The organism is Bartonella sp. AU18XJBT (assembly GCF_028618595.1).
In the GTDB taxonomy this organism is placed as follows: Bacteria; Pseudomonadota; Alphaproteobacteria; order Rhizobiales; family Rhizobiaceae; genus Bartonella.
The window spans coordinates 1-20,465 of the sequence record NZ_JAQITE010000015.1; the positions used below are offsets into that span (position 1 = coordinate 1).

Annotated in this window: 20 protein-coding genes, 1 tRNA gene and 2 pseudogenes; 10 read left to right on the forward strand and 13 right to left on the reverse strand. The window is 37.0% G+C overall.

Annotation, left to right across the window (positions count from 1 at the left end; translation table 11 throughout):
* Window positions 1-20 precede the first annotated feature (20 nt).
* Complete coding sequence (locus tag PVV60_RS05520; protein WP_273723715.1) at window positions 21-371, reverse strand: TrbC/VirB2 family protein; 351 nt, start codon at window positions 369-371, stop codon at window positions 21-23.
* Between the two features lie 159 nt (window positions 372-530).
* Between PVV60_RS05520 and PVV60_RS05525 the strand changes: the two genes are divergently transcribed.
* Window positions 531-1,274 (forward strand): nuclease, encoded by a 744-nt coding sequence (locus PVV60_RS05525; protein WP_273723716.1) that lies wholly within the window; start codon window positions 531-533, stop codon window positions 1,272-1,274.
* A 704-nt stretch (window positions 1,275-1,978) separates the two neighbouring features.
* On the opposite strand, the gene PVV60_RS05530 is transcribed toward PVV60_RS05525, so the two are convergent.
* Window positions 1,979-2,143 (reverse strand): hypothetical protein, encoded by a 165-nt coding sequence (locus tag PVV60_RS05530; protein ID WP_273723717.1) that lies wholly within the window; start codon window positions 2,141-2,143, stop codon window positions 1,979-1,981.
* 433 nt (window positions 2,144-2,576) lie between these two features.
* Window positions 2,577-2,813: a hypothetical protein gene (locus tag PVV60_RS05535; RefSeq protein ID WP_273723718.1), complete on the reverse strand. Its 237-nt coding sequence runs from the start codon at window positions 2,811-2,813 to the stop codon at window positions 2,577-2,579.
* Between the two features lie 348 nt (window positions 2,814-3,161).
* On the opposite strand from PVV60_RS05535, the gene PVV60_RS05540 reads away from it, so the two are divergent.
* On the forward strand, window positions 3,162-3,395 hold the full coding sequence (locus PVV60_RS05540; protein ID WP_273723719.1) for a hypothetical protein: 234 nt from the start codon (window positions 3,162-3,164) through the stop codon (window positions 3,393-3,395).
* Between the two features lie 86 nt (window positions 3,396-3,481).
* Here PVV60_RS05540 and PVV60_RS05545 read toward each other — a convergent pair whose 3' ends face one another.
* Window positions 3,482-3,925, reverse strand: coding sequence for a hypothetical protein (locus PVV60_RS05545; protein WP_273723720.1), 444 nt, complete (start codon window positions 3,923-3,925; stop codon window positions 3,482-3,484).
* Between the two features lie 3 nt (window positions 3,926-3,928).
* Window positions 3,929-4,255, reverse strand: coding sequence for a YqjD family protein (locus PVV60_RS05550; protein ID WP_273723721.1), 327 nt, complete (start codon window positions 4,253-4,255; stop codon window positions 3,929-3,931).
* A gap of 991 nt (window positions 4,256-5,246) precedes the next feature.
* Here PVV60_RS05550 and PVV60_RS05555 point away from each other — a divergent pair.
* Window positions 5,247-6,149, forward strand: coding sequence for a MotA/TolQ/ExbB proton channel family protein (locus tag PVV60_RS05555; protein WP_273723722.1), 903 nt, complete (start codon window positions 5,247-5,249; stop codon window positions 6,147-6,149).
* Entirely contained in the window at window positions 6,146-6,739 is a 594-nt protein-coding gene (locus tag PVV60_RS05560) for a biopolymer transporter ExbD (protein ID WP_273723723.1), read from the forward strand. The genes PVV60_RS05555 and PVV60_RS05560 overlap by 4 nt, the downstream gene beginning before the upstream one ends.
* A gap of 856 nt (window positions 6,740-7,595) precedes the next feature.
* Here the strand turns inward: PVV60_RS05560 and PVV60_RS10840 are convergent.
* From PVV60_RS10840 to PVV60_RS05575, 4 genes are all read right to left on the reverse strand, one after another.
* Entirely contained in the window at window positions 7,596-7,787 is a 192-nt protein-coding gene (locus tag PVV60_RS10840) for a hypothetical protein (RefSeq protein WP_404977297.1), read from the reverse strand.
* Entirely contained in the window at window positions 7,784-7,984 is a 201-nt protein-coding gene (locus PVV60_RS10845) for a hypothetical protein (RefSeq protein WP_404977298.1), read from the reverse strand. Before PVV60_RS10845 ends, PVV60_RS10840 begins: the two co-directional genes overlap by 4 nt.
* Window positions 7,985-8,236: 252 nt before the next feature.
* Window positions 8,237-8,767, reverse strand: coding sequence for a dUTP diphosphatase (dut, locus tag PVV60_RS05570; protein ID WP_273723724.1), 531 nt, complete (start codon window positions 8,765-8,767; stop codon window positions 8,237-8,239).
* 247 nt (window positions 8,768-9,014) lie between these two features.
* The gene (locus PVV60_RS05575) at window positions 9,015-9,824 is read right to left on the reverse strand and encodes a VIT1/CCC1 transporter family protein (RefSeq protein WP_273723725.1); all 810 of its coding nucleotides are present in this window, start codon (window positions 9,822-9,824) and stop codon (window positions 9,015-9,017) included.
* Between the two features lie 1,323 nt (window positions 9,825-11,147).
* Here PVV60_RS05575 and PVV60_RS05580 point away from each other — a divergent pair.
* The 3 genes from PVV60_RS05580 to PVV60_RS05590 all read left to right on the forward strand — a co-directional run bounded on the left by PVV60_RS05580 (window position 11,148) and on the right by PVV60_RS05590 (window position 12,295).
* Window positions 11,148-11,609 carry a hypothetical protein gene (locus PVV60_RS05580; protein WP_273723726.1) on the forward strand — a complete coding sequence of 154 codons (462 nt, stop codon included), beginning with the start codon at window positions 11,148-11,150 and terminating at the stop codon, window positions 11,607-11,609.
* A complete protein-coding gene (locus PVV60_RS05585; protein ID WP_273723727.1) occupies window positions 11,606-11,788 on the forward strand; it encodes a hypothetical protein in 183 nt (60 codons plus the stop codon). Before PVV60_RS05580 ends, PVV60_RS05585 begins: the two co-directional genes overlap by 4 nt.
* Window positions 11,789-12,082: 294 nt before the next feature.
* Entirely contained in the window at window positions 12,083-12,295 is a 213-nt protein-coding gene (locus PVV60_RS05590; protein ID WP_273723728.1) for a hypothetical protein, read from the forward strand.
* Window positions 12,296-13,678: 1,383 nt separating this feature from the next.
* Here PVV60_RS05590 and PVV60_RS05595 read toward each other — a convergent pair.
* A complete protein-coding gene (locus PVV60_RS05595) occupies window positions 13,679-14,251 on the reverse strand; it encodes a disulfide bond formation protein B (RefSeq protein WP_273723729.1) in 573 nt (190 codons plus the stop codon).
* Between the two features lie 30 nt (window positions 14,252-14,281).
* Window positions 14,282-14,869: a YqaA family protein gene (locus PVV60_RS05600; protein WP_273723730.1), complete on the reverse strand. Its 588-nt coding sequence runs from the start codon at window positions 14,867-14,869 to the stop codon at window positions 14,282-14,284.
* 222 nt (window positions 14,870-15,091) lie between these two features.
* On the opposite strand from PVV60_RS05600, the gene PVV60_RS05605 reads away from it, so the two are divergent.
* The 3 genes and pseudogenes from PVV60_RS05605 (at window position 15,092) to PVV60_RS05615 (ending at window position 17,451) form a co-directional block, all read left to right on the forward strand.
* A tRNA-Leu gene (locus PVV60_RS05605) sits at window positions 15,092-15,176 on the forward strand.
* A 498-nt stretch (window positions 15,177-15,674) separates the two neighbouring features.
* Window positions 15,675-16,222 (forward strand): annotated as a pseudogene (locus PVV60_RS05610) (IS607 family transposase).
* A 32-nt stretch (window positions 16,223-16,254) separates the two neighbouring features.
* Window positions 16,255-17,451, forward strand: coding sequence for an RNA-guided endonuclease TnpB family protein (locus PVV60_RS05615; protein WP_273723731.1), 1,197 nt, complete (start codon window positions 16,255-16,257; stop codon window positions 17,449-17,451).
* Window positions 17,452-18,260: 809 nt separating this feature from the next.
* Here the strand turns inward: PVV60_RS05615 and PVV60_RS05620 are convergent.
* Complete coding sequence (locus PVV60_RS05620; protein WP_273723732.1) at window positions 18,261-19,151, reverse strand: outer membrane protein; 891 nt, start codon at window positions 19,149-19,151, stop codon at window positions 18,261-18,263.
* A gap of 666 nt (window positions 19,152-19,817) precedes the next feature.
* A pseudogene (gene fumC, locus PVV60_RS10760) lies at window positions 19,818-20,054 on the reverse strand (class II fumarate hydratase); the annotation flags it as partial.
* Between the last annotated feature and the right edge of the window lie 411 nt (window positions 20,055-20,465).

The window sequence follows — 20,465 nt, forward strand, 5'->3', positions numbered from 1 at the left end:
ATGGCTTTGAAAGACAACGTTTAACTGTAAAACATTGATGCGATTTGTGGTGCACCAAAGATAATGCCGATGCCAATACAAACAAAGAAAGCTTTACGCATTTCAACATAACCAGCAATCCATGCAAGCCCAATACCCGCAACGGCAATGGTTGCAATTGATTTTGCAATTGGTCCTGTTAAAGCCGTGATTATTTTTTGAAGAGCAGTTTCAACTTTTCCGAAGCCGCCATCTGCAAATGCTGGTTCACTGAGTGCCATGAAGGCAATAAACAGCATCAATGCTGCTGTTAGCCATTTCTTTTGTGTGTTGGATAGAGTAGTTTTTTGTAATGTATGTTTACAACTGAACAAATTATTCATGTTTTTCATGAAAATTTCCCCGCTTTATGTTTTAAGTTGATCGTAAAATTAATATTCGAAATATTAATCAGGAATCATATAAATGAAAAAAATAAATTTTTCTATCGATAAATTAACACTATTTAATATTTTATTATTTAATGAACAAAAAATATAGTAATATTCAAAATGATACTTTTAAAACATCTTAGAGCAGCGCCTAAATATATTGTCTTAATTTGTATTATTATTTTTGGATACTTTTATTTAAGTAAAAATAATGAACAACTTACTCAAACTTCTCCTTTAAAAGGATCAGAAAAGACAGTAGAAAATCCCATTCAAAATCCAAAGTCACAATTGATAGATTATGCAAATCAACAAGATGCAAACCAACAAAATGTGGTATTACATTCAGAACCAATCGCATCACAATTTTATGAAGAAAATGTGCCGGTTTATTCCGGTGCTATTCAGGTCACAAGTGGTGTGACCTTTAAAATGATCACACCCGTGGATGATGGATGGAGAAAAAAGATTGTCCGTGATATCCGCTTATATGGTGTGGAAAGCTGCGAAATGAGGCAATTTGCTTCACGCAATGGCGTTAAGTGGCCGTGCGGGGCTTTTGTTACTGCTTGGCTTGTTTCAAAAACAATCGATAAAAAGGTTACTTGTCGGCAAGCACGTGTCATTCAACAGGTTCATTATGCACAATGTTTTGTGGATGGGGTTGATCTGGCACGTTTGGGGCTTGCAGAAGGGTTGATGGTGTTGACAAAAGATCAGCATCACTTTCCCTCACCAGCAGACTATAAAACCCTACAATCGGCTGCTCAAAAAGCACAAAATGGCTTGTGGTCGAGCAAATTTCAACAACCAGAAGATTGGCGAAGAGATCACGGGAGCTATAATCCCATTGACCATAATTAATATTGACCATTATTGATAAAGCGTCCTCTTAAGCGCTATTTAAAAATCAAGATAATATTCTACTGCGGGCTTTATCAGGGAAAAGTTAACCACAAGCCACATAGGGCTTGGTGGACAACTCTCTTCATGGAAAATTGTTGTGTTTAAAGTTTGCTGTTGGTCAGTGCAATAGGAGAGCGCATTTCGTTTCCTATATGTCATTTCGCTTTGCTTTTTAAATGAAAAGCTCTTCGCTTCTCAAACTCTTAATAATCGCCCCCCAAAATCATGACATCAAACCTGCGTTTAAATGAGAAGGCTCAAAGCCTTAAGTTTTAAAGGCTGGAAAATCCTGTAAAAGCGATCGTTAGGCGCACGTGTGCCCTTTGATCAATAACCAAAAAGGCTTGTCTTGTTCTTTTCTCACGCGGCTTTGAGATCATGATTAAAGAGAAAGCTTATAGGGGATAAGTCAAAAGAAAGTGATGAAAATAATAAGGTATTTTAAGTGCTATATATTTGAAAATATTATAAAAAAGACAAGAAAAGATAATAATGGGTATTTTTTTATATAAATACTTAGCGTTAAGCGGATAGGTTATGAAACAGCCTTTCCAAAGTTTTTAAAACTGACTGTCTTTTATACGTGTTAAAGTGTATAATGACGTTGTCGGGTGTGGTTACACAAAATACTCTTTTAGGTAGAGATTGATAACTCACATTTTTTAATATACATGTCCATGATCTGTATCTGGCGATTTTGTTTCAAAAAACTTTTTAGCTTGTTCTTCTTGTTGGGCCCTACGTTTTTCCTCTTCACTTTTACCACAACCTGTAATACTCAATCCTATAGTCAATAGAGCCAAGCATATTAAAATAAATTTTTTCATTTTTTCCCTCTTTAAAAATTATATGTATTAATCTCATCAATTATATCGGAATACAGATTTAATGATCGTGATCTTTTGTTTTTTATTAGTATTATTAATGGAAAAATACGTGAACAGTTTATTGTAAATATCTTATAAGTCTATCATAATAAAAAATGATAAGGAAAGAGCCAAAACCTAATATAAACGAACAAATTGTAATGTTGATTAGTGCTTTTGACCAATCTATTGATAATATCATAATAGGTACTGTAAATAATCCTAAAAAACCCATAATCACTATAAGGCTTAGTATCAATCTTAAAGGACCACGAAGCCATAAAAGCAAAAGGACGAGCGCCTCTTTGCTTATTTGTGATTTTGACATTATTTTTCCCTCACGCGCTTAAATCAAGATGCTCTAAAATATACACAGTACGATAAATGATACAGGTTATTTTGTTATAAAATTTTCAAGATCTGTTTGATGTTCAACGGATGAAATATCTGGTTTGGTAGAAGATGATTCTATTTGATATTCTTTCATAAAAGCAACTTTTTCTTCTTTGAAGAACAGAATAGGATTCACCCAGTATTGATTAGGCAATTTTGGTTTCAAAATTCCTTTTTGTATAAGTTCTCTTAAACCGTGGTGAAAAGTTCTGTCGACCATATCGCGCTTTTTTTCCATTTATACCCCCATCAAACCAAATTAGGGTAACGCTACTGTGGTCTTCGTTTGTTGATTTATTAGATTGATATTCTTCTAAAACTATTATCAAAGCACGATGGCCTGTACGAGATAAATTAAAAATTGCTTGAATGCCATCAGCAAATATTTCTATAAAATTTTCTTTCGTTATTTTTTCTGTGACGTAAATTGTAGGTATGTCCTCTGTTCTATTCGTATCAGAGTTGATAAACTTTTGTTGTATAATGGACGTTTTTACAACTTTCTTATCGGTAAAAATTTCAGTTTTTTTTGAAAAAGAATTTTCATACGGGGAATATTTTTGCTTTATAAATTCAAATCGATGATGTGACCTTTGGTCATGAAAAAATTGCTTATGAAAATATAGAGAAAGGTAAAAACGAACTATCCTTATCTTCAAAAAACAATAAATGGCTTCAAATCAAACCAGAATTTTTAATGCAAGCATTGCCTCATGTTGCTATGTTTATGAAACATGGGGCGAAATCTGATAGAGATTTAATTGGTTCTATGGAATTTTTAACCAAAATGAAGGGGGGGGCAGAAACTTGGAGAAGCTAAAGAGACTATGAGGAAAAAATGTGCTTTCTTTCGCTATAAAAGAAAGCACATTGAGAGGGGGATTTAGAGTGACAGCTTTACATATTTTACTCTGAAAAGCGGTCTTTTTTATCTTTTTTCCACAGAAAATAAGTTGCAAGTCCGAGAATGGGAACACCCAATTTGGCAAAAGGGAGATGTTGACTGAGAGCAGCAAGGCTGGAAACGGTCGCATCTGTCATTAGTTTATGGCGTTGTTCTTCTGTCTTTTTTTGTTGGTCATAGCGTTGATAAGCCTTGAAAACCCGACTGATAATAAGACCTAATCCCGCAAGAGAAAGACAAATTAAAAACATGATACTAGCAGCGGTAAGAGGCTTCATAACAGAACATAACGCAATAAAACCGATGATACATAAAAAAAGCAAAGACATGAAGAATGAAATGCCAATAAACCCATAGCAAATTGCTTGAAGGCGTACTTGCTTGACTGTGCTTTTAAGCCCTCCACCGACAAGATGGTTTAAAAGAGGAGCGATAAATTTATGCATTGCTTAACGACGCAGTAATTGAGAAAGAATAAAACCAACCCCTGCGGCAAACAAAACGCTTTTGCCAGGATTTTTGCGAACGCATTGATTCATGGTTTTTTCAAGATCACTGATTTTTTCTTTTGCTTGAGACATCATGTCTTCACCACTTTCTTTCGCTGAGTGATATAGTTTTTCCGCTTTGTCTTTGGCGGCGTTAAATTTGTTTGCACCAAGGTCTGTTAGAGTTGAGGTAATCCCTGAAACTTCAGTGCGTAACTTTTCTAATTGTCCTTGTAGGTCTTTTTCTACGGCTGTTTTATCGTGCTGTGTTGTTTTATTATGGGCCATGATATTTTTCCCTCTTGATTCATTATATTTGTATTGGTGTGTTCATAGTGATCATTTGCATTGGAGTGAAAATTTTCACTGCTTGAGTAACGCCAAAAGTTTTTTTTGGTTCCTTTCATTTTGTCGAATTTAAAATTGTTTTTGATAAAATAAATCTCGCCTATACAATATGCTCTGTTCGTAAAGAATCACATCGGTTGAAAATTGTCTTATGCTTTTGCAGGAATTTAGCACCATTCTTCAGTTTCTCATGGCGCAGTTTTTTTATAAAAGTTTTTTTTAAGCGTGTTGAGGCTTATTTTTTAGGCTTGTGACAGATAAAAAACATGGTTATTGTGATTTTGCGGCAGAAGTAATGTCATTTTTATGCTTTTGCAGAAGAAAAAGAAAATGATATTGCTGTTCTTTGCTCTTTGTGTATTTGGGGGCAACACGTGCTCTCCCATTATACTTTATACTTTTGGTCAGTTTAAGATGCTGAAAATGTAAAGTATATTTTTATTTTCGGATAGAAGGTATTTTAGTGCATGGGTTATTAGAGATGTGCATATCCTTTTCTCCAAGAATTTTATGATATTTTTACTGCTTATTCCATGTAAGCAAATATTTTGTCGGATTTAAAAGAGCTGCTGAAATGAGAGAAGCTTGGCGATATGAGGGATTTATTCAACAGGAACGATGATAAATTATTCTTATAAATGAAAATATTATATGCGATATTTCTTGTAAGTTTATCATTTTGCCTAATTTATGCAATAAATTGATTAGGTAAGAGAAACTTGTTGAATTGTTAGAGAAAATTTCTTGAGTGATTTCTTTAGAATAAGAGAGAGCTTGTGGAATAAAACTATACTTGATTTATCAAGTTTTCTTTCTTAAGAGAAATGCGAAAGTGACGTTAAAAGGGTAGTGGCATTGTGGAACAGTGATGCTATGCGGGGTGACGATCCAGCTCATACAAAAGATAAGACTAGAAGAATGTGAGATAAAAATGGAATCTGAAACAGTCCCTTTAGATAAAACAGTCCCTTTAGATAATATGTCTGCTGTAGTGACAGCGCATGATTTTTCTCCTTTTTCTATGTTTATGGCTGCTGATTGGGTGGTAAAAGCTGTTATCATTATTTTGTTACTTGCCTCTCTTATGTCTTGGACAATTGCTTTTGTAAAAATTATTGAGATCACTTTAGCAAAACGAAGAGTACGTCATGAACTTCAATTGGTTCTTAATGCTCAGACCCTTACGCGTTTGGCAGCTAGCTTGAAAGAAAGTAAAGGGGCTGGTGTGTTTTTTCTCAAAGAAGTCCTTAAAGAGGTGTATCTTTCTACACAACAGGTTCATTTTTCTGCTCCTGAAGGGATAAACGAAAGCTCTGGTGAAAAAAACAGTGCAGGGGAAAGTGCACAAACGATTGAAGATATTCTCTTTTATGAGGAGAGCAATCAATATGAAGATGTTTCCCGCGATGTTCGCGATGCTAAGGCTCGCGATGTTCATGAAGGTTTAAAAGAAAGGGTTCATTCGCTTTTGTCACGCTGCTTGTTGGCTGCTACACGCCGTGTTGCATGTGGAAGCGCTGTTCTTGCAACCATTGGTGCAATTGCTCCTTTTGTTGGTCTTTTTGCAACTGTTTGGGGAATTATGAACTCTTTTATTGGGATTGCTCAGTCTCAGACAACGCGACTTGATGTGGTGGCGCCTGGGATTGCTGAAGCCTTATTCGCAACGGCTATGGGGCTTTTTGTAGCTATTCCTGCCGTTGTTATGTATAATAGCCTTATGCGTGCTTTGAGTGGTTATCGTAATGATTTAGGCGATATCGCTGCGGCTCTTGAAAGACTCTTGAGCCGTGAACTTGATAGACAAAGACAACAGAAAAGTCGTAAAAAATGAACGCAAGCCTTAATAATGATTGGGATACAGATGAGAGTGGGTTGCAAAGTGAAATCAATGTGACCCCTTTTATTGATGTTGTATTGGTGTTGCTTATTGTTTTTATGGTTGCTGCACCTTTAGCAACATCTGTCATTCCCGTTCAGCTTCCTTCGATAACTCAAGTACCTTCAGCGGTTCAGTCTGATGAACCTCTTTATGTTACGTTGCAAAAAGATCGTTCTCTTTACATTGGTGATCATCTTGTAGAACAAGCTGCTTTAAAAGACGCTTTGTTACGAGAAACTACGCAAAATTTAGAGACAAAAATTTTAATCAAAGCGGATAGCGAAATTGATTATGGTACTGTCATCGATTTATTAAATCAAATACGCATGGCTGGATATAATAAAATCGGTCTTGTAGGATTGCAAAACGCTACCAATCTTGTCTCAAGAGGTGAGCTCAATAATAAAACAACAGGGGTAGCGGACGCTGCTGTCAATGGAGTGGCTGGTAGCGCGGCTGGTAACGTTGTGGGGCATGTGGACGCCGTAACAACGGGTACTGCGGTAAACGCTAATATTCCAGCCGATGCCTCTGACCAGTGATAAAAAACAGCCTTTGTTGCGGGAAGCAAAGCACATTACTTAAAGTCGTAGAGTGAAATTGATGAGGGGTTTTCTCGTGGGTTGATTAAACCAAATACGCATGGGTTTGATATTACGCGGGGGATTGGTCTATTAAATCGGTTTTGTCGGATTAAGCTCTACTAATCTTGCCTCAAGAGGTGCGATCAAGAAAAACAGCAAGGGTGATTGTTGTGTGTCTTAGGGTATCTTAAAGCTCTTTTTGCGACGGTGTTCAGAAGAGTACACACTCTCCATAAATGGTATGACAGTAAAGCCCTCGTAAAATAATAAAAAATCTATTGAACTTCACTATCTTTACGCTTAACAAAAGAGCAAGCGAGCACCATTATCGTATTTATACTTTTTCCCAATGTTGTGACAGTGCTATTCATTATAGGCATTTTTCCAGTTTTTATCTACATGCTAGCCACATTTTGAACGTGAGAGATATGCTTTTGATTGATTTAATATAAATAGATTTGCAATGAAACAATCTTACAATATTGATATTTCTCATTTAAGGTGCAAGACAATTAATTATTATTATACATCAATATGATATACAGATTGTCGACATTACAAGCGGTGTGTGAGCTTTCAATGGTTAATGCCAATGTTTTTGTTATGGGAGAGGGGTGTCGGGTGATAACGCAGTTTTGTATAGTGCAAAAAACGTAATTGAGGGATGATTGTTTAGAGGGGCGTTTAGTGAAAGAACTTTGAAAGCAAATGCGCATTTCTCCTGCACTTTAAAAGCCCAAGGGGTTTTAAGTGAAAGAGTGATTGGAATAAGTGTGTGTGTTATATTTTAAGGGTAGCGATTTTTCAGAGCTTCTTAAGTGTTCCCCGTTGAACCAAAACCTCCTGTTCCACGGCTCTCGTTATGGCTTTGGGTATTTTGCTCTGGTTCAATGGCGCAAACGTTGATTTGGGATACAGGGGCGATGACTGTTTGGGCAATGCGCATTCCTCGTTTAAATGGAAAAGTCTTCTTGACCCAAATTGATAAGAAGGACTTTGACTTCACTTCCGGATAGTCACACTCAATCGTTCCTGGAGTGTTGAGGCATGTGATGCCCGTGTTTTAAGGCTAAGCCAGAGCGTGGATGGATGGCGTGCTTCAAACCCAAGAGATAAATGAAAAATGAGACCTGTTGGAATAAGTGCCCGCTGCCCAGGGGCAAGAACAAGCGTTTCTTTGCCAATTGTTGCTTGTAAGTCCAAGACCCGTAGAACCTTCTATCGCGTAGTGAGGAAGCTTTCTTGTTGCAAGCGTGCGATGCTAAACGGATAAAGTTTGGCATGTGAAGATTGCGAAGAGACGGGATGATTGTTTAGAGGGGCGTTTAGTGAAAGAACTTTGAAAGCAAATGCGCATTCCTTCTGCAATTTAAAAGCCCAAGGGGCTTCAAGTGAAAGAATGATTGGAATAAGTGTGTGTGTTATATTTTGAGAGTAGCGATTTTTCAGAGCTTCTTAAGTGTGCCCCGTTGAACCAAAACCTCCTGTTCCACGGCTTTCGTTATGACTTTGGGTATTTTGCTCTGGTTCAATGGCGCAAACGTTGACTTGAGATACAGGGGCGATGACTGTTTGGGCAATGCGCATTCCCCGTTGGATGGAAAAGTCTTCTTGACCCAAATTGATAAGAAGGACTTTGACTTCACCACGGTAGTCACTATCAATCGTTCCTGGAGTGTTGAGGCATGTGATGCCGTGTTTTAAGGCTAAGCCAGAGCGTGGACGTATTTGTGCTTCAAACCCAAGAGATAAATGAAAAATGAGACCTGTTGGAATAAGTGCCCGCTGCCCAGGGGCAAGAACAAGCGTTTCTTCTTCTCCAATTGCTGCCCGTAGATCAAGTCCCGCAGAACCAGCTGTCGCGTAGCAAGGAAGTTCTAAACCTTCTCCGTGTGCAAGACGCTGAACAAATAAAGTCTGGACATGTGGAGATTGCGAAGAGATTGGATGATTGTTTAGAGGGCTGTTTGTTTCAGTGTGCGACATGATCAAGGCATTTCCAAAATATGAGGTCTAGAAGAAAATGATACTTTAACAAAAGATATCCATAAAACCAAGTCGATAAAGGTGTGTGGATATAGGTTGTCCCCAGAGCTTGCTAATCTAGAATATTCCACAACACCCCATAAAAGCACTATCAATGGCATTTTTCAATATGGTATCAGCAATGATGGCTTATACCTAGGGACATACGCTTATTTGAGATCTAAATTATGGTTACAGATAAGATTTTTTAGATACTACCGATAAGAATACCCGTGGCAAAAACCAGAGCACCACCAATGATGACCTGTAAAGAAGCGCGCCAAAAGGGAGTTGACATGAATTTGTTTTGGATCCAGACGATGGCGCCTAGTTCGAAAAAAACAATGATAAAAGCAATAACTGTTGCGACATAAAAAGAGTTGATCAAATAGGGAAGAGTATGACCTAATCCCCCCAATGTTGTCATAATGCCGCTGGCAAGACCTCTTTTTAATGGCGAACCACGCCCTGATAATTTGCCATCATCATGGGCTGCTTCTGTGAAACCCATTGAAAGTCCGGCACCAATTGAAGCTGAGAGCCCTATCAAAAAAGTTTGATGCGTGTCTCCTGTGGCAAAAGCTGCCGCAAAAATGGGGGCAAGGGTAGAGACAGAGCCGTCCATTAATCCTGCAAGACCTGGCTGAATCCAAGTCAAAAGTGTTTGTCTTTGCGCTTTCGAAGGTTTTTTTATGGTGTTATTTGTCGCTGTTGTTTTTTGGGATGGATGACGGCTCTTGTTTTTCACAAGAGAAGTTTTGTCACATAATGAACCGATAGTGTTTGCACGATTATGGCAAGTGAGGCACAAAAGTTGCTTATAATTTTCAAGCTCTTGAAGCCCTATGGCGGTAAAAACCGCGGCTTCTTTAGAGGAATAAGGTTCTAGAGCTTTTGCATATTTTAAATAGAGCGCCGCATGTTGCTCTTTTACTTTGAGCGCTTGAAGTATCATTGTTTGAGCTGAACGAAAGGACAGAGCTTTACGTTGTACAAATGAAAAAAACAATTTCAACATTTTCTGTTCCTTTGCACTTTAGAATAATTCTAAAACATAAGAAAAATAAACTGAAAGTCAATCTAAAAGTTAAAAACTGATAAATTACAAAAAGGTTGCACTGAGAAAAAAGGTGCTGGGAAGTCAAGAAAGCAAAGGAGATTTAACAAGAAGAATGGTTACATGAAAGAAATGATTGCGTAAAAAACTAAGAGAAATATGCTTTATTTTGCTACAGGGGCGTTTGAATGAAGTAGTTCAATGTGTTGATGTTTTGAGAATGTAGGAAAAGAAATAGGCCGGCGTCATCGTTCATTTTATGCGTTCAAAAGACTATAACAGCTCTTGGAATTTGAAATGATTCTTTAAAAGGTCCTTTTTCAAGAGACAAAAGCCCATTTCGCGAGGGAACTCCGTGAAGAGTATAGAAGAGTAGAGCGGCAAAATTTCCATGAAATAATATAAACTCCATTGCGTCTTCTTAATCTTTACGATCATACAAGATATTGATTTATAATGATAATCTAGCGTTATTCATATTGAATTAGCCCCCCGCATAACGTAGGATTCTTTCATTTCAAATCTCTCCCGTGTTGAATCAATTAAAATCACTTGCTTGCCATCACAAGCGGGGCTGGCATGTGGGTAAAAACTGTATAAGAAAGGCGTAAAAATGGTCCTTATGAATCGTCTTAAGTGCCAAGGGCTATCGCAACATTGGGAGCTAGCAAATATAATGATGATGCCGGCTTGTTACTTCATAAAAGAGCAAGCCGGCATCATCATATACCTTAGCTTCCAGTGTTACGACAGTCTTTAGCACGGTTCATTATAGGCATGGCATTTTATTGTACAGTTTTACTCGATTCCACGTGTGGAAGTGTAAGGCAGTATTCTTATGATATTTATGCGCATTGAGCGTTGTTACAGCTTTTGCATTTAGGTGGATTTTTTAGCGTGTAACGAATTATCTTTTGTGCTGGGATTGCAGGGGCAGGTTTAAGGGTAGGGGTGCATAAATGAGAAGAGATATTATCATATCAAATTGTTTGAGATCACGCATGAAAATTTATACTTTATGAAGGGGCATTTATCGTCTTGTAACTTGCCTGATATCTTGCATGAAAGCCCAAAATTCAGTAGGATTCTCTCATTTCAAAATTTCTTATCTTAAATCAATTCAAATCATTTTCTTGTGTATCACAAGCAGTGGTGTGGGTGCTGTGTTTTTATTTAAAGTTTGGGATGAGTTGAAATGTGAGAAGTGCATAATCTCTACGCGTTAACAAACGTTTTTGATGTTTTTAAAAAAGAATTAAGTTGTGCAGAAAAAAGAGGAACTCTATGGAAAATAGTGATGGTTTGAAATTATGGCAACTTTCTGAAAAACTCACAATACTGCAGGCAGCGCTTTTAGTAGTTGGATTAAATCCAGGAAAATATTTGTTTGTCAACAAATTAGAACCAGAAAAAGGTGATATTTACGAAAGTAACCGTCGCGTATCATCAGAGAAAACTGCTAATTTCCGTGCAGCCTATCATGCTATCGTTCAAGCAGGAAAAAGCAATCGATTAAAGATAGAATGGTCGTACTATAATTTTTTGGATTTTATAGATGCAGATTCCTCATATGTTCTCGTTGAAGATTTAAAAGAATGGCTTTTATTGCGTGGCCTGTGCCCTTCCTTTTTTTCCCTGAGGATAATTCTGCTGAGACTAAGGATCAAAAATATGCGTTTCAAGATCCAACGCATCCACGTTATGCTCCAAAGCTTGCAGCTATTGTTGTGGCATGGGAAGCGGTGAGTGAGGTTGAGGGTGGTAAAACTGTTAAAGGAACGCTTATAAAGTGGCTTAGGGAACATGCCGTTCAGTACAAGTTGGTTGATGATGATAATTTACCAAGAAAAAAGCTCATTGAGGAATTAGCGGCTGTTGCTAATTGGGAACCTACCGGAGGGGCTCCTAAGACACCTGCCAATTAATTTTATCAAAAGAAAAAAAATAAAAAGATCAGTAAAATTGTGCTGCTTTTTTTGTTAATTATCGAAGATAATCTCTTTTTCTGGGGGAGATTTTTACTTTTCTTCCCTAGATTATAAGCAATTGTTTTTCAATGAAAATAATTTTTATAGTGTTCCTCTGACTGTTCAGACGGGGGAAAATAGACGTTGTTGGGCAGTAAAATTTACCCTGTAGTTTTCGTAACTTACCTCTCTATTTTTGTTTGATTTTTTTGGGCATTTTTAAAATCCAGATCAACTTAAATGGAATACAACATGAGAAAAATATTTTCTTTTTTTACGGTGCGTGGAAGTGCAAAAAATCCTCAAGTAAGTGCACCGATAAATACACCGATATTGGAGCAGCCTGTTGCTGATGAGGTGGTGCGTAAATCGTTTAGAATAGGCGTATTGTCGTGTTGGTTAAAGTTTGAACTTATTGTTGTTATGGAAAAGGTCAAAACTGAACGCCATAGGTTCTCTCTATAAATACGCTCTCTCTATAAAGAAATCTTGTCATTTATGAGCGGGTGAGGGTTTTTCTTAAGAAATTTGCACAATAGTAAAACTAGTTAGCAAAACCCGTTTTGTGGCGCAACAAAAAGGATGTCATAAATGATTATCTCATCATAAATATGCTCTAAGAATAACCCGTGCGTGGCGAAAATCTATGGCGTAGTCGCTATAGATTTTTGCTTCGTGTGTGATGATCAATACTCTTGTTTATCTCTTGTCAATGCAAGTGCCAATGAAAGTGATGGATGTCTATTGCTCCATTGTGATGTTTGGTTGTTCATGTTTAGAAACGACAAGTGTATTGAATGCGATAGGGGTGATAGAGGGGAGAACGTATCCTTTAAAAAATAGGTGTGTTTTAAAATAAAGCTGATAAACGGAATTATTTTTTTATCTACCTTTTATATGGTAAGAAAAAAGGCATTCAAAGTGCAAGCATAAGAAATTCAGCAGTAAATCCCCAAATAGCATAGATCGTTTTTCGGAGAAGAGGAAGAAAAGTCTATCTGCAAAAGCTATGTTAGGTCGTGTGACTGGTGAAATAATGTGGTTAGGGTAATAAACAATTGTTATTGGTGAAGAGATAGAAATCGGTTAGGTGTTGATTTCTGGTTTATTAGAGAATTTTCCTTGTTATCTCGTAAAATACGATTGTTTGAGCTGTGGTCATATAAAGCGAAGCTTTTTTGAAATGCTTAAGTGTTTTTTCAGTGTGTGGTGAATATTCTTAAGTTTGTTGAGCCTTCGATTTAAGTAAATTATGTATTAGTGATTCCACATCAGTGGGGAAAGCTACTAAAGTTCAGACTCTTGATAGATTGGCATTGGTTGGGAATCTTCGTTTTTAAAAGAGCGGGGAGGAAGTCAATTTTATCATTGCTTAAGAAGAATTTTGGAGTCTTGGTTGTCATCACATGGAATAATTCTGGGGAAGCATATAATTTGTGCGTTTTAAGGTGATATGAGAGGGGAGAGCGATTTACACTTTAAATAAGGGGAGAAAGATGAGAGCTCTTACAACACGTGTGTTGTTCCAAGTGTAAAATGTTGAATTGATAAAGTCATGGATTTTGGAAGGTTGAGAAGAAATAGGAGAAAAGGAGAGTTTTCTTTCATTGTTTTGGGATGTTGTTTGTTTAGGGAGACGTTTTAAAAGATGAAAACCGATGGGTGTAAATGTGCACTGCGTTGTTTCAAAAGTGTTGCTTTTTATAGCTTCTTAAAGTGTATGCTCTGTCGCCCCCCCTTGTAGCATGGCTTTATGGCTTGGGGAGAGAGAATTTTGCTTTCGTATTTACGCTGGGGCGTAAGAAGAATAGGTATGTCTTTTTTTGAAAGAGTATAGGTGTTTTTAAGTTATGGTTTTTTATGGACTGAAAGAATGCCTTTTGAAGTAATATAAAAACTGATAAGCATATAAAATAGGCTAGCAACAACATTCCAACCGGCAAATGAAAGAAAAAGAAAGCGTGCTGATGCTTCAGAACAAGAAGGGGGATAAATGTTGTTTAATTGGTTGAGAAGCTGGTTAATGTTTGAGGTTTTTCTCACTGCGCTTAAACCACAGCTGAGGGGAGCAGCCCAAAAGCCATATTCAACACCCACATGATAAACAGCTAAAACAAGGCTGATGCACATTAAGACAAAAACACACAAAAATAAAAGTTGTATCCAAGCAGTCATGCGAAAAAAACATGCCCCAAAACCTGCTAAAAGCAAAAAGGGTATGGCACCATAATAGGGAAAGCGCTCTATGAGACATAAATCACAAGGAAGATATCCTCCAAAATATTCAAAACCAAGGGCAAGACCTATTGTAGCGGACAAGCAAAAAGCGAGAAAAAAAGCCCATAAACTTTGTTCTTTTCTGCTGGGTTCAAGATGAAGGTGCTTGTGTAAAAGTGGGTGAGAAGACAAAACGCATGCCATTAAGTCTGTTCCTTATAAAAGCTTTTTGTTTTAAAAAGCTATGAAAATCCCATAAATTAAAAGGAGACTAACACAACCAATGAGAACAATCCATTTGAAATGCTGTATTAGAAAATTCATTGCTTTTTGTCCAAAATGTTTAATCAGCCACGCGAGAAGATAAAAACGAGCGCCTCTAGAAAAAATACAAATAAGAATGAAAAGTTCAAGACGTACGCTCATTACACCAGCTAAAATTGTGACAATTTTGATGGGAGGAAGATGAAAAAAACCTGATGTTATCAGTAAAATGATTAGAAATTGCAGGGTTGCACTGTTTTTCAGAGATTCAAAACTTTCGACTTTACCGTAAAGTTCTAAAATGGGTTTGGCAAGGGTATCGTAGGCAAAATGTCCGATAAACCAACCGGCAATGCCTCCTAATACAGAACAGATCGTCGCAATCAAAGCATAGCGATAAACCCGCTTTTGATGGATAAGCAGCATCGGAATATATAAAACATCTATGGGAATTGGAAAAACAGAACTTTCAATAAAGGCAATGAAACCAAGCCAATGTGGTGCTGTACGCCGATTTGCTAAAGAAATCGTCCAAAGCTTTAATTTGTTTAATATCATGAGGCTTTTTATAAATTTAAGAGGTAAAGACTTTACAAATGAGATGGCTATAAATCCGGTAGAGAAATCCAATAAAGAAAATATTCCATAAAATAGATAAGAAAATGATATGAATTCTTAAAAAATGAGAAGTCTTCTGTTGACGAATCTGTGCTTCTTCATATAGTGCAAAAGAATACTCGACAAGTCTATCTTTTATAGCCTTGTCTTTTATAGTACTGTGCGGGTGTGGTGGAACTGGTAGACGCGCCAGACTCAAAATCTGGTTCCGAGAGGAGTGTCGGTTCGAGTCCGACCACCCGCACCACTTCATAAATGTTTTCCTTTATCTTTTTATTGTGTCTCACGTTGTTTAAAAAAACATAGGATTTATAAAACATGGGGGATTTAATAAACAGTGTTTAATGTTTTGCATGTTAAATAAAAAAACTCGAATACCGTAGGATTCTCTCATTTTAAGTCTGCTTATTTTAAGCCTGTTTATAGTAAATTAACCAAAATCATGTCGCTTGTACGTTACAAGCTAGATGCGCTATTGTGGCATGAAATTTTACAGAAAATGAATAAAAATGCTTCTTACGAACTGTTTCAAGGGCATCATTGGGGTAAGTGTATGATGGATGGTGCCAGCTTGCACTTTTATCTTGCACTTTTATGAAGTGTAAAAATGGTGCTCTATAGATTTTATATTCTTGTGGGCGCTGTCGCAAAATGGGTTATAACATCTTACTTGTAATCTATTTATATCTTTGTAATCATATGCATTATGGATAGATTTGTTGGGATAGGTAAGGCCGCTTAAGTTTTGGGTGTTTCGATTAGCACTTTGCGCCGTTGGGAAGGTGAAGGTAAAATTATTGCTGAGCATACGGCAGGAGGTCATCGCCGTTATGACCTATCTAGGCTTAGATCTGATTTTTTATTCGAGAGAACTGTCACAAAGAAAAACCATTGCTTATGTGCGTGTATCAAGCCATGATCAAAAAGACAATTTAGAGCGACAAAAATAGGTTCTTGAGCTTTATTGCGCAAGCCAGGGTTGGACTTGTGAACTCATCTCTGATTTAGGAGCGGGGATGAATTATCGTAAAAAGGGGTCTTAAACGTTTATTGGATGCTCTCATTGAAAATGAAATAGGTCGTTTGGTGATTGCGCATAAAGATCGTTTATTGCGCTTTGGTACGGAATTGGTCTTCGCCATTTGTGAAGCCAAACAAGTTGAGGTTGTCATTCTCAATCAGGCGGAAGAAAGCAGTTTTGAAGAGGATTTAGCCAAAGATATTTTAGAAATTATTACTGTCTTCAGTGCTCGTCTTTATGGAAGTCATTCGAGAAAAAATCAAAGGTTATGAGAGAATGTTCGTCAAGCTGTAGAGGCATCGCAATGATTGTTGCTTACAAAATAGCTCTAGACTTAAACAATAAACAACGAATCTACATGGCTCGAGCCAGTGGTTGCGCGCGTTTTGCTTATAATTTTGCACTGAAGGAATGGCAGCAGCAATATGAAGCATGGAAGAAAGATAATAATTTACCAAAGCCTAATGACTATGCGCTCCGTAGACAATTCAATTCTCTAAAACGAGAACAATTTCCATGGATAATGGAAGTCACTAAAAATGCTCCACAAATGGCAATTATTCAATTGGGTATGACTTTTAAGAATTTCTTTTCAGGAAGAAGCCGATATCCCACTTTTAGAAAGAAAGGAGTGCACGATCGTTTTACTTTGACCAATGATCAAATACAGTTGCAAGGTTCCAAGATAAGAATTCCCAAACTTGGTTGGGTTGGTCTGCGAGAACAATTGCGATTTCAAGGAAAGATCTTGTCAGTAACCATTAGCTGTAAAGCGGATCGGTGGTTTGTAAGTCTTAGCGTTGAAACCAATAATCAAGATCCACGAAGCGAGAACCAAGCTATTGTTGGTCTTGATTTGGGCATCAATGCACTTGCAACGCTTTCGACAGGAGAAACCATAGGAGGCGTTAAACCTTATAAGGCTTTGCTCAATCGTTTACGGCGCTTATCACGAAGGCTAAGCCGTAAGCAAAAAGGCTCGAGCAATCGTTATAAGGAGAAACAAAAACTCGCTAAGCTTCATGCACGGATAAGCAATATCAGAACAGATCATTTGCATAGGGTTACAACAGATTTAATTCAGCGTTTTGGTACATTTTGTCTCGAAGATCTTTATGTAAAAGGCTTGCTGAAAAATCGGCATTTATCGCGTGCCCTTGCAGATCAAAGTTTTTTCGAATTTTGCCGTCAATTGGAATATAAGGCGGCACGCTATGGTCGACAGATTGTTATTGCAGATCGTTGGTATGCGAGCAGTAAGATTTGTCATCATTGCGGATGTAAGATTGAACAATTGCCTCTTAACATACGTGAGTGGAGATGTTCTCATTGTGGTACACACCATGATCGAGACATTAATGCCGCGATTAATTTAAAAAACTTGGCGGTGAGTTCCACCGTGTCAGCCTGTGGAGAGGAGGGCTCTGTCCAATGTCCTATGACTTTGGTGAAAACCGCCTCGAAGAAGCAGGAAATCAACAGTATATTTAATCAGAAATGATTATATTTACATAAGTTTGATAGAACGGATTGGATAAAATATCGAAGAGTGGATTCGTTATCTTATGAAGTAAAACGCGAGAAGTGACTAGGGGCGTTACTGTTTAGAAAAAACTGAATTGTTTATGGATTAATGGAAGGAGATATTTTTTCTCTTGAGAGGGAGATTAAAAATTAACATATGAAATAATCTGCTATTTTATGCTGTTGTTGCGTTATTCTTTTTATGTCGTAAAACGTCATCATTTGAAGTGTGGTCATATAGGGCATACTTCCTTGAAACGTTACAGTGTTTTTTTTCAGTGTGGGTTGGATATTCTTTAAGTGTGTTTGTCTTTCTTTAGGTTTAAGAGCATTCCATGAGGAGGCGCCCGTCCAAGATCCCCAAAAGAGTCCTTAAGAGTCGTTGTGTTTTTACAAACGGACATGATTTTAGAAAGGGGTTTTTAGAAACTTTATCCTTCAAGAGTGGGAAGGACAAGTCAACATTATCCTATAAAACTGTAATTGATGCACAATATCCATATTTCTTTTAAAGAAATATCTCTTAATAACGGCTCTCTTTTATCTTACGATGGTGCCCAGTGGTGTGGTGCTAAAGCTTTTATATTCCAAATGTACTACATAAAAGGGTGAGAGGATAGGCGCTTGCTTTAAAAGAGAGAGAGGCAGGATTGTTTTGTGACTATTTAGTTTAGTACTGGTTTTTAGAAACTGCGTCTTTTTAAGGGAAGTCTTTTTAAGGGTAAAGGGGCATTAAAAAACCCCGTTTTTACAGGGTTTTTTAAGAGTTTGATTTTTCTACAAAACTTAGAATTTATAAGCGATACCAAAGCGAACATCATGCGTTTGAGAAGAAATTTTAAGGTTATCGTTTGCAAATTTCTTTTTAAAAAAATCTGAATAACGATATTCTGTACGCATAATGATATTATTTGTCATTGCAAGATCAAAACCACCACCAACAGTGTAGCCAAACAGTATTTTTGTCTCATCTAACACATTGCCAGAAGCGAAAATTGCCGAATCTTCTTGTGATTTTGTTAAAAGTGACATGATATATTGCATCTGTGTATAGGTTATACCCCCTGCAATATAAGGCATAAGACGGTGGGAAGCAAAACCAATACGTGCGCGCGCAGCGCCAGTCCATGTTTCTTTCAATGTTACACTGCTGACAACAATGTCACCATAGTTGGGTATTGTTTCATCTTGAGCTGCAGGTTTTTTGATAGGAATCCCAGCTTCTTTAAAGGCAATGTTAATAGAGTCTAATTCATGTAGAATTTTTTTTCCATTGTCTGTTTGGGTGCTTTTCTTTCCAGACCAGACTATGTCCGTATCAAAACCAAAAACAAGGTCATCTCCTAGATCAATATTAGAACCTGCATATAAACCTGCTCTCAATCCTGACGGTTTCGGTGATAAAGTTCTATCAACCCAAGCCCATTTTCCATCCCTAGCGTCTTGTGCGTAATTTAGAGTATTTTTACTGGAAAAATATCCAATTTGCCCCCCAAAATAAAAACCAGACCAAGAAAAAGGCGCAGAAATAGTAACCGGTGAGATACGTGACGATGAATCATTTTGCAATAAAACCTTCGGTTTTGATTGCTCAAAGATTACCGTATCTGCCGCTTGCGCTGTTGAAGCGGTAACGAAGGTGAAAATAGATAGTGCAATTAAACATTTTGTTTTCATAAAAAACGTCCCCAATTTATTTCGAATACAAAGTGTATTATATATAAATTGGTTAAAGAAATCTATATTTAATATCATTATGAAAATTAAAATGCTCAAAAAATCTACAATTACCTATATTAAAAGCATTTTTTTAACCCGTTTTCGTGTTATTGTCCCGCATTGATATTAATTTTTAAGGTTTTTTTGTAGACTCTTTCAATGTGCCCTGTGTGTTCTCTATGGTTTTTGAAAAAAAAGTATGGTGAATAAGCCTTTGATTTATTTAAAGAACTATTATTTTTTATATTAAAATCACTCTTTGTTATTTAGTATTAAAGATATTATCCGTTACGATGGATACTGTTGTACGTAATATTCAATTGGTGGTAAAAATGCATATTGACACCATCATATTCTTTATCGTATTCTTTGCTCGTTTCCAATATTGCGTAGCTTTGTATTACGATAGCCTTTTGAGCACTTGAGAGGATGAGCGACTTTATTTCTTTTGTATATACTTTTGTATCTATATGCCTCTTTTTCGTATGATAATTCAAGTGAATAGTTTTGATTGATTGAATGAAATACGAAGAATAAGAAAGAACAAAATGCGAGAATCTAATGTTTCATGGGCTTTCTCATATACCATGTAAAACGATAAACTCTCCTTTCCGTTCGCTTAAAGCCGGAACGTGGATAAGAGCCTAAAAAATGAATGTCGTTGGCAATTTTAAAGAGATTAGTGCGTACACTCAGGTGTTTGTGGAAATGTGTGAGGGCGCCATATGTGTGAGGGTGCCATAATGGACAAATGCCTCAAATTTCTTGCGAGCTGTCAAGGATAACTCCGTCAGAGAGCTGCTTGTTTCGGCAAAGACCAAAACCTTTCGGCGCATTGAACTTTGTTCCAACAGCTGTTCCTCTATTGAGCACCCCTACCTTCACATTTCATAAAAGAGACATCTTTCAATGTTTCCTAAATCCATTTCACGATGGTGGCGCATGAATGGTATCATGATAAATCCATTAAGCACCCTTATCTTTATGCTTTATAAAGGAGCAAGCCGGTACCATTATTTTTTCTTGCTCGTGGGTACTGTGACAGTTCTTGGCACTTGAAGCTATTCATTAGAAGCGTTTTTAGTCCTTATCTTATACAATTTCTATCCACACATTCATTCCGCTTATAATGTGCAAGTCAGTGATTTTGATTGATTCAGCATGGGACAGATTTAAAATGAGAAAATTTTACGGTATTCAGAATTCTCATTCAATATGGATAACGCTAGATGATTATTATCAATCAATACATCATCTCATTGAGATAAAAGT

Excerpts from the sequence above, each read along its gene's own strand:
- PVV60_RS05600 (WP_273723730.1), bottom strand. The coding sequence starts at position 14,869 with ATGATATTAAACAAATTAAAGCTTTGGACGATTTCTTTAGCAAATCGG.
- dut (WP_273723724.1), bottom strand. The coding sequence starts at position 8,767 with ATGTCGCACACTGAAACAAACAGCCCTCTAAACAATCATCCAATCTCT.
- PVV60_RS05545 (WP_273723720.1), bottom strand. The coding sequence starts at position 3,925 with ATGCATAAATTTATCGCTCCTCTTTTAAACCATCTTGTCGGTGGAGGG.
- PVV60_RS05620 (WP_273723732.1), bottom strand. The coding sequence starts at position 19,151 with ATGAAAACAAAATGTTTAATTGCACTATCTATTTTCACCTTCGTTACC.
- PVV60_RS05520 (WP_273723715.1), bottom strand. The coding sequence starts at position 371 with ATGAAAAACATGAATAATTTGTTCAGTTGTAAACATACATTACAAAAA.
- PVV60_RS05590 (WP_273723728.1), top strand. The coding sequence starts at position 12,083 with ATGAGAAAAATATTTTCTTTTTTTACGGTGCGTGGAAGTGCAAAAAAT.
- PVV60_RS05535 (WP_273723718.1), bottom strand. The coding sequence starts at position 2,813 with ATGGAAAAAAAGCGCGATATGGTCGACAGAACTTTTCACCACGGTTTA.
- PVV60_RS05525 (WP_273723716.1), top strand. The coding sequence starts at position 531 with ATGATACTTTTAAAACATCTTAGAGCAGCGCCTAAATATATTGTCTTA.
- PVV60_RS05615 (WP_273723731.1), top strand. The coding sequence starts at position 16,255 with ATGATTGTTGCTTACAAAATAGCTCTAGACTTAAACAATAAACAACGA.
- PVV60_RS05530 (WP_273723717.1), bottom strand. The coding sequence starts at position 2,143 with ATGAAAAAATTTATTTTAATATGCTTGGCTCTATTGACTATAGGATTG.
- PVV60_RS05555 (WP_273723722.1), top strand. The coding sequence starts at position 5,247 with ATGGAATCTGAAACAGTCCCTTTAGATAAAACAGTCCCTTTAGATAAT.
- PVV60_RS05575 (WP_273723725.1), bottom strand. The coding sequence starts at position 9,824 with ATGTTGAAATTGTTTTTTTCATTTGTACAACGTAAAGCTCTGTCCTTT.
- PVV60_RS05560 (WP_273723723.1), top strand. The coding sequence starts at position 6,146 with ATGAACGCAAGCCTTAATAATGATTGGGATACAGATGAGAGTGGGTTG.
- PVV60_RS05580 (WP_273723726.1), top strand. The coding sequence starts at position 11,148 with ATGGAAAATAGTGATGGTTTGAAATTATGGCAACTTTCTGAAAAACTC.
- PVV60_RS05550 (WP_273723721.1), bottom strand. The coding sequence starts at position 4,255 with ATGGCCCATAATAAAACAACACAGCACGATAAAACAGCCGTAGAAAAA.
- PVV60_RS05595 (WP_273723729.1), bottom strand. The coding sequence starts at position 14,251 with ATGGCATGCGTTTTGTCTTCTCACCCACTTTTACACAAGCACCTTCAT.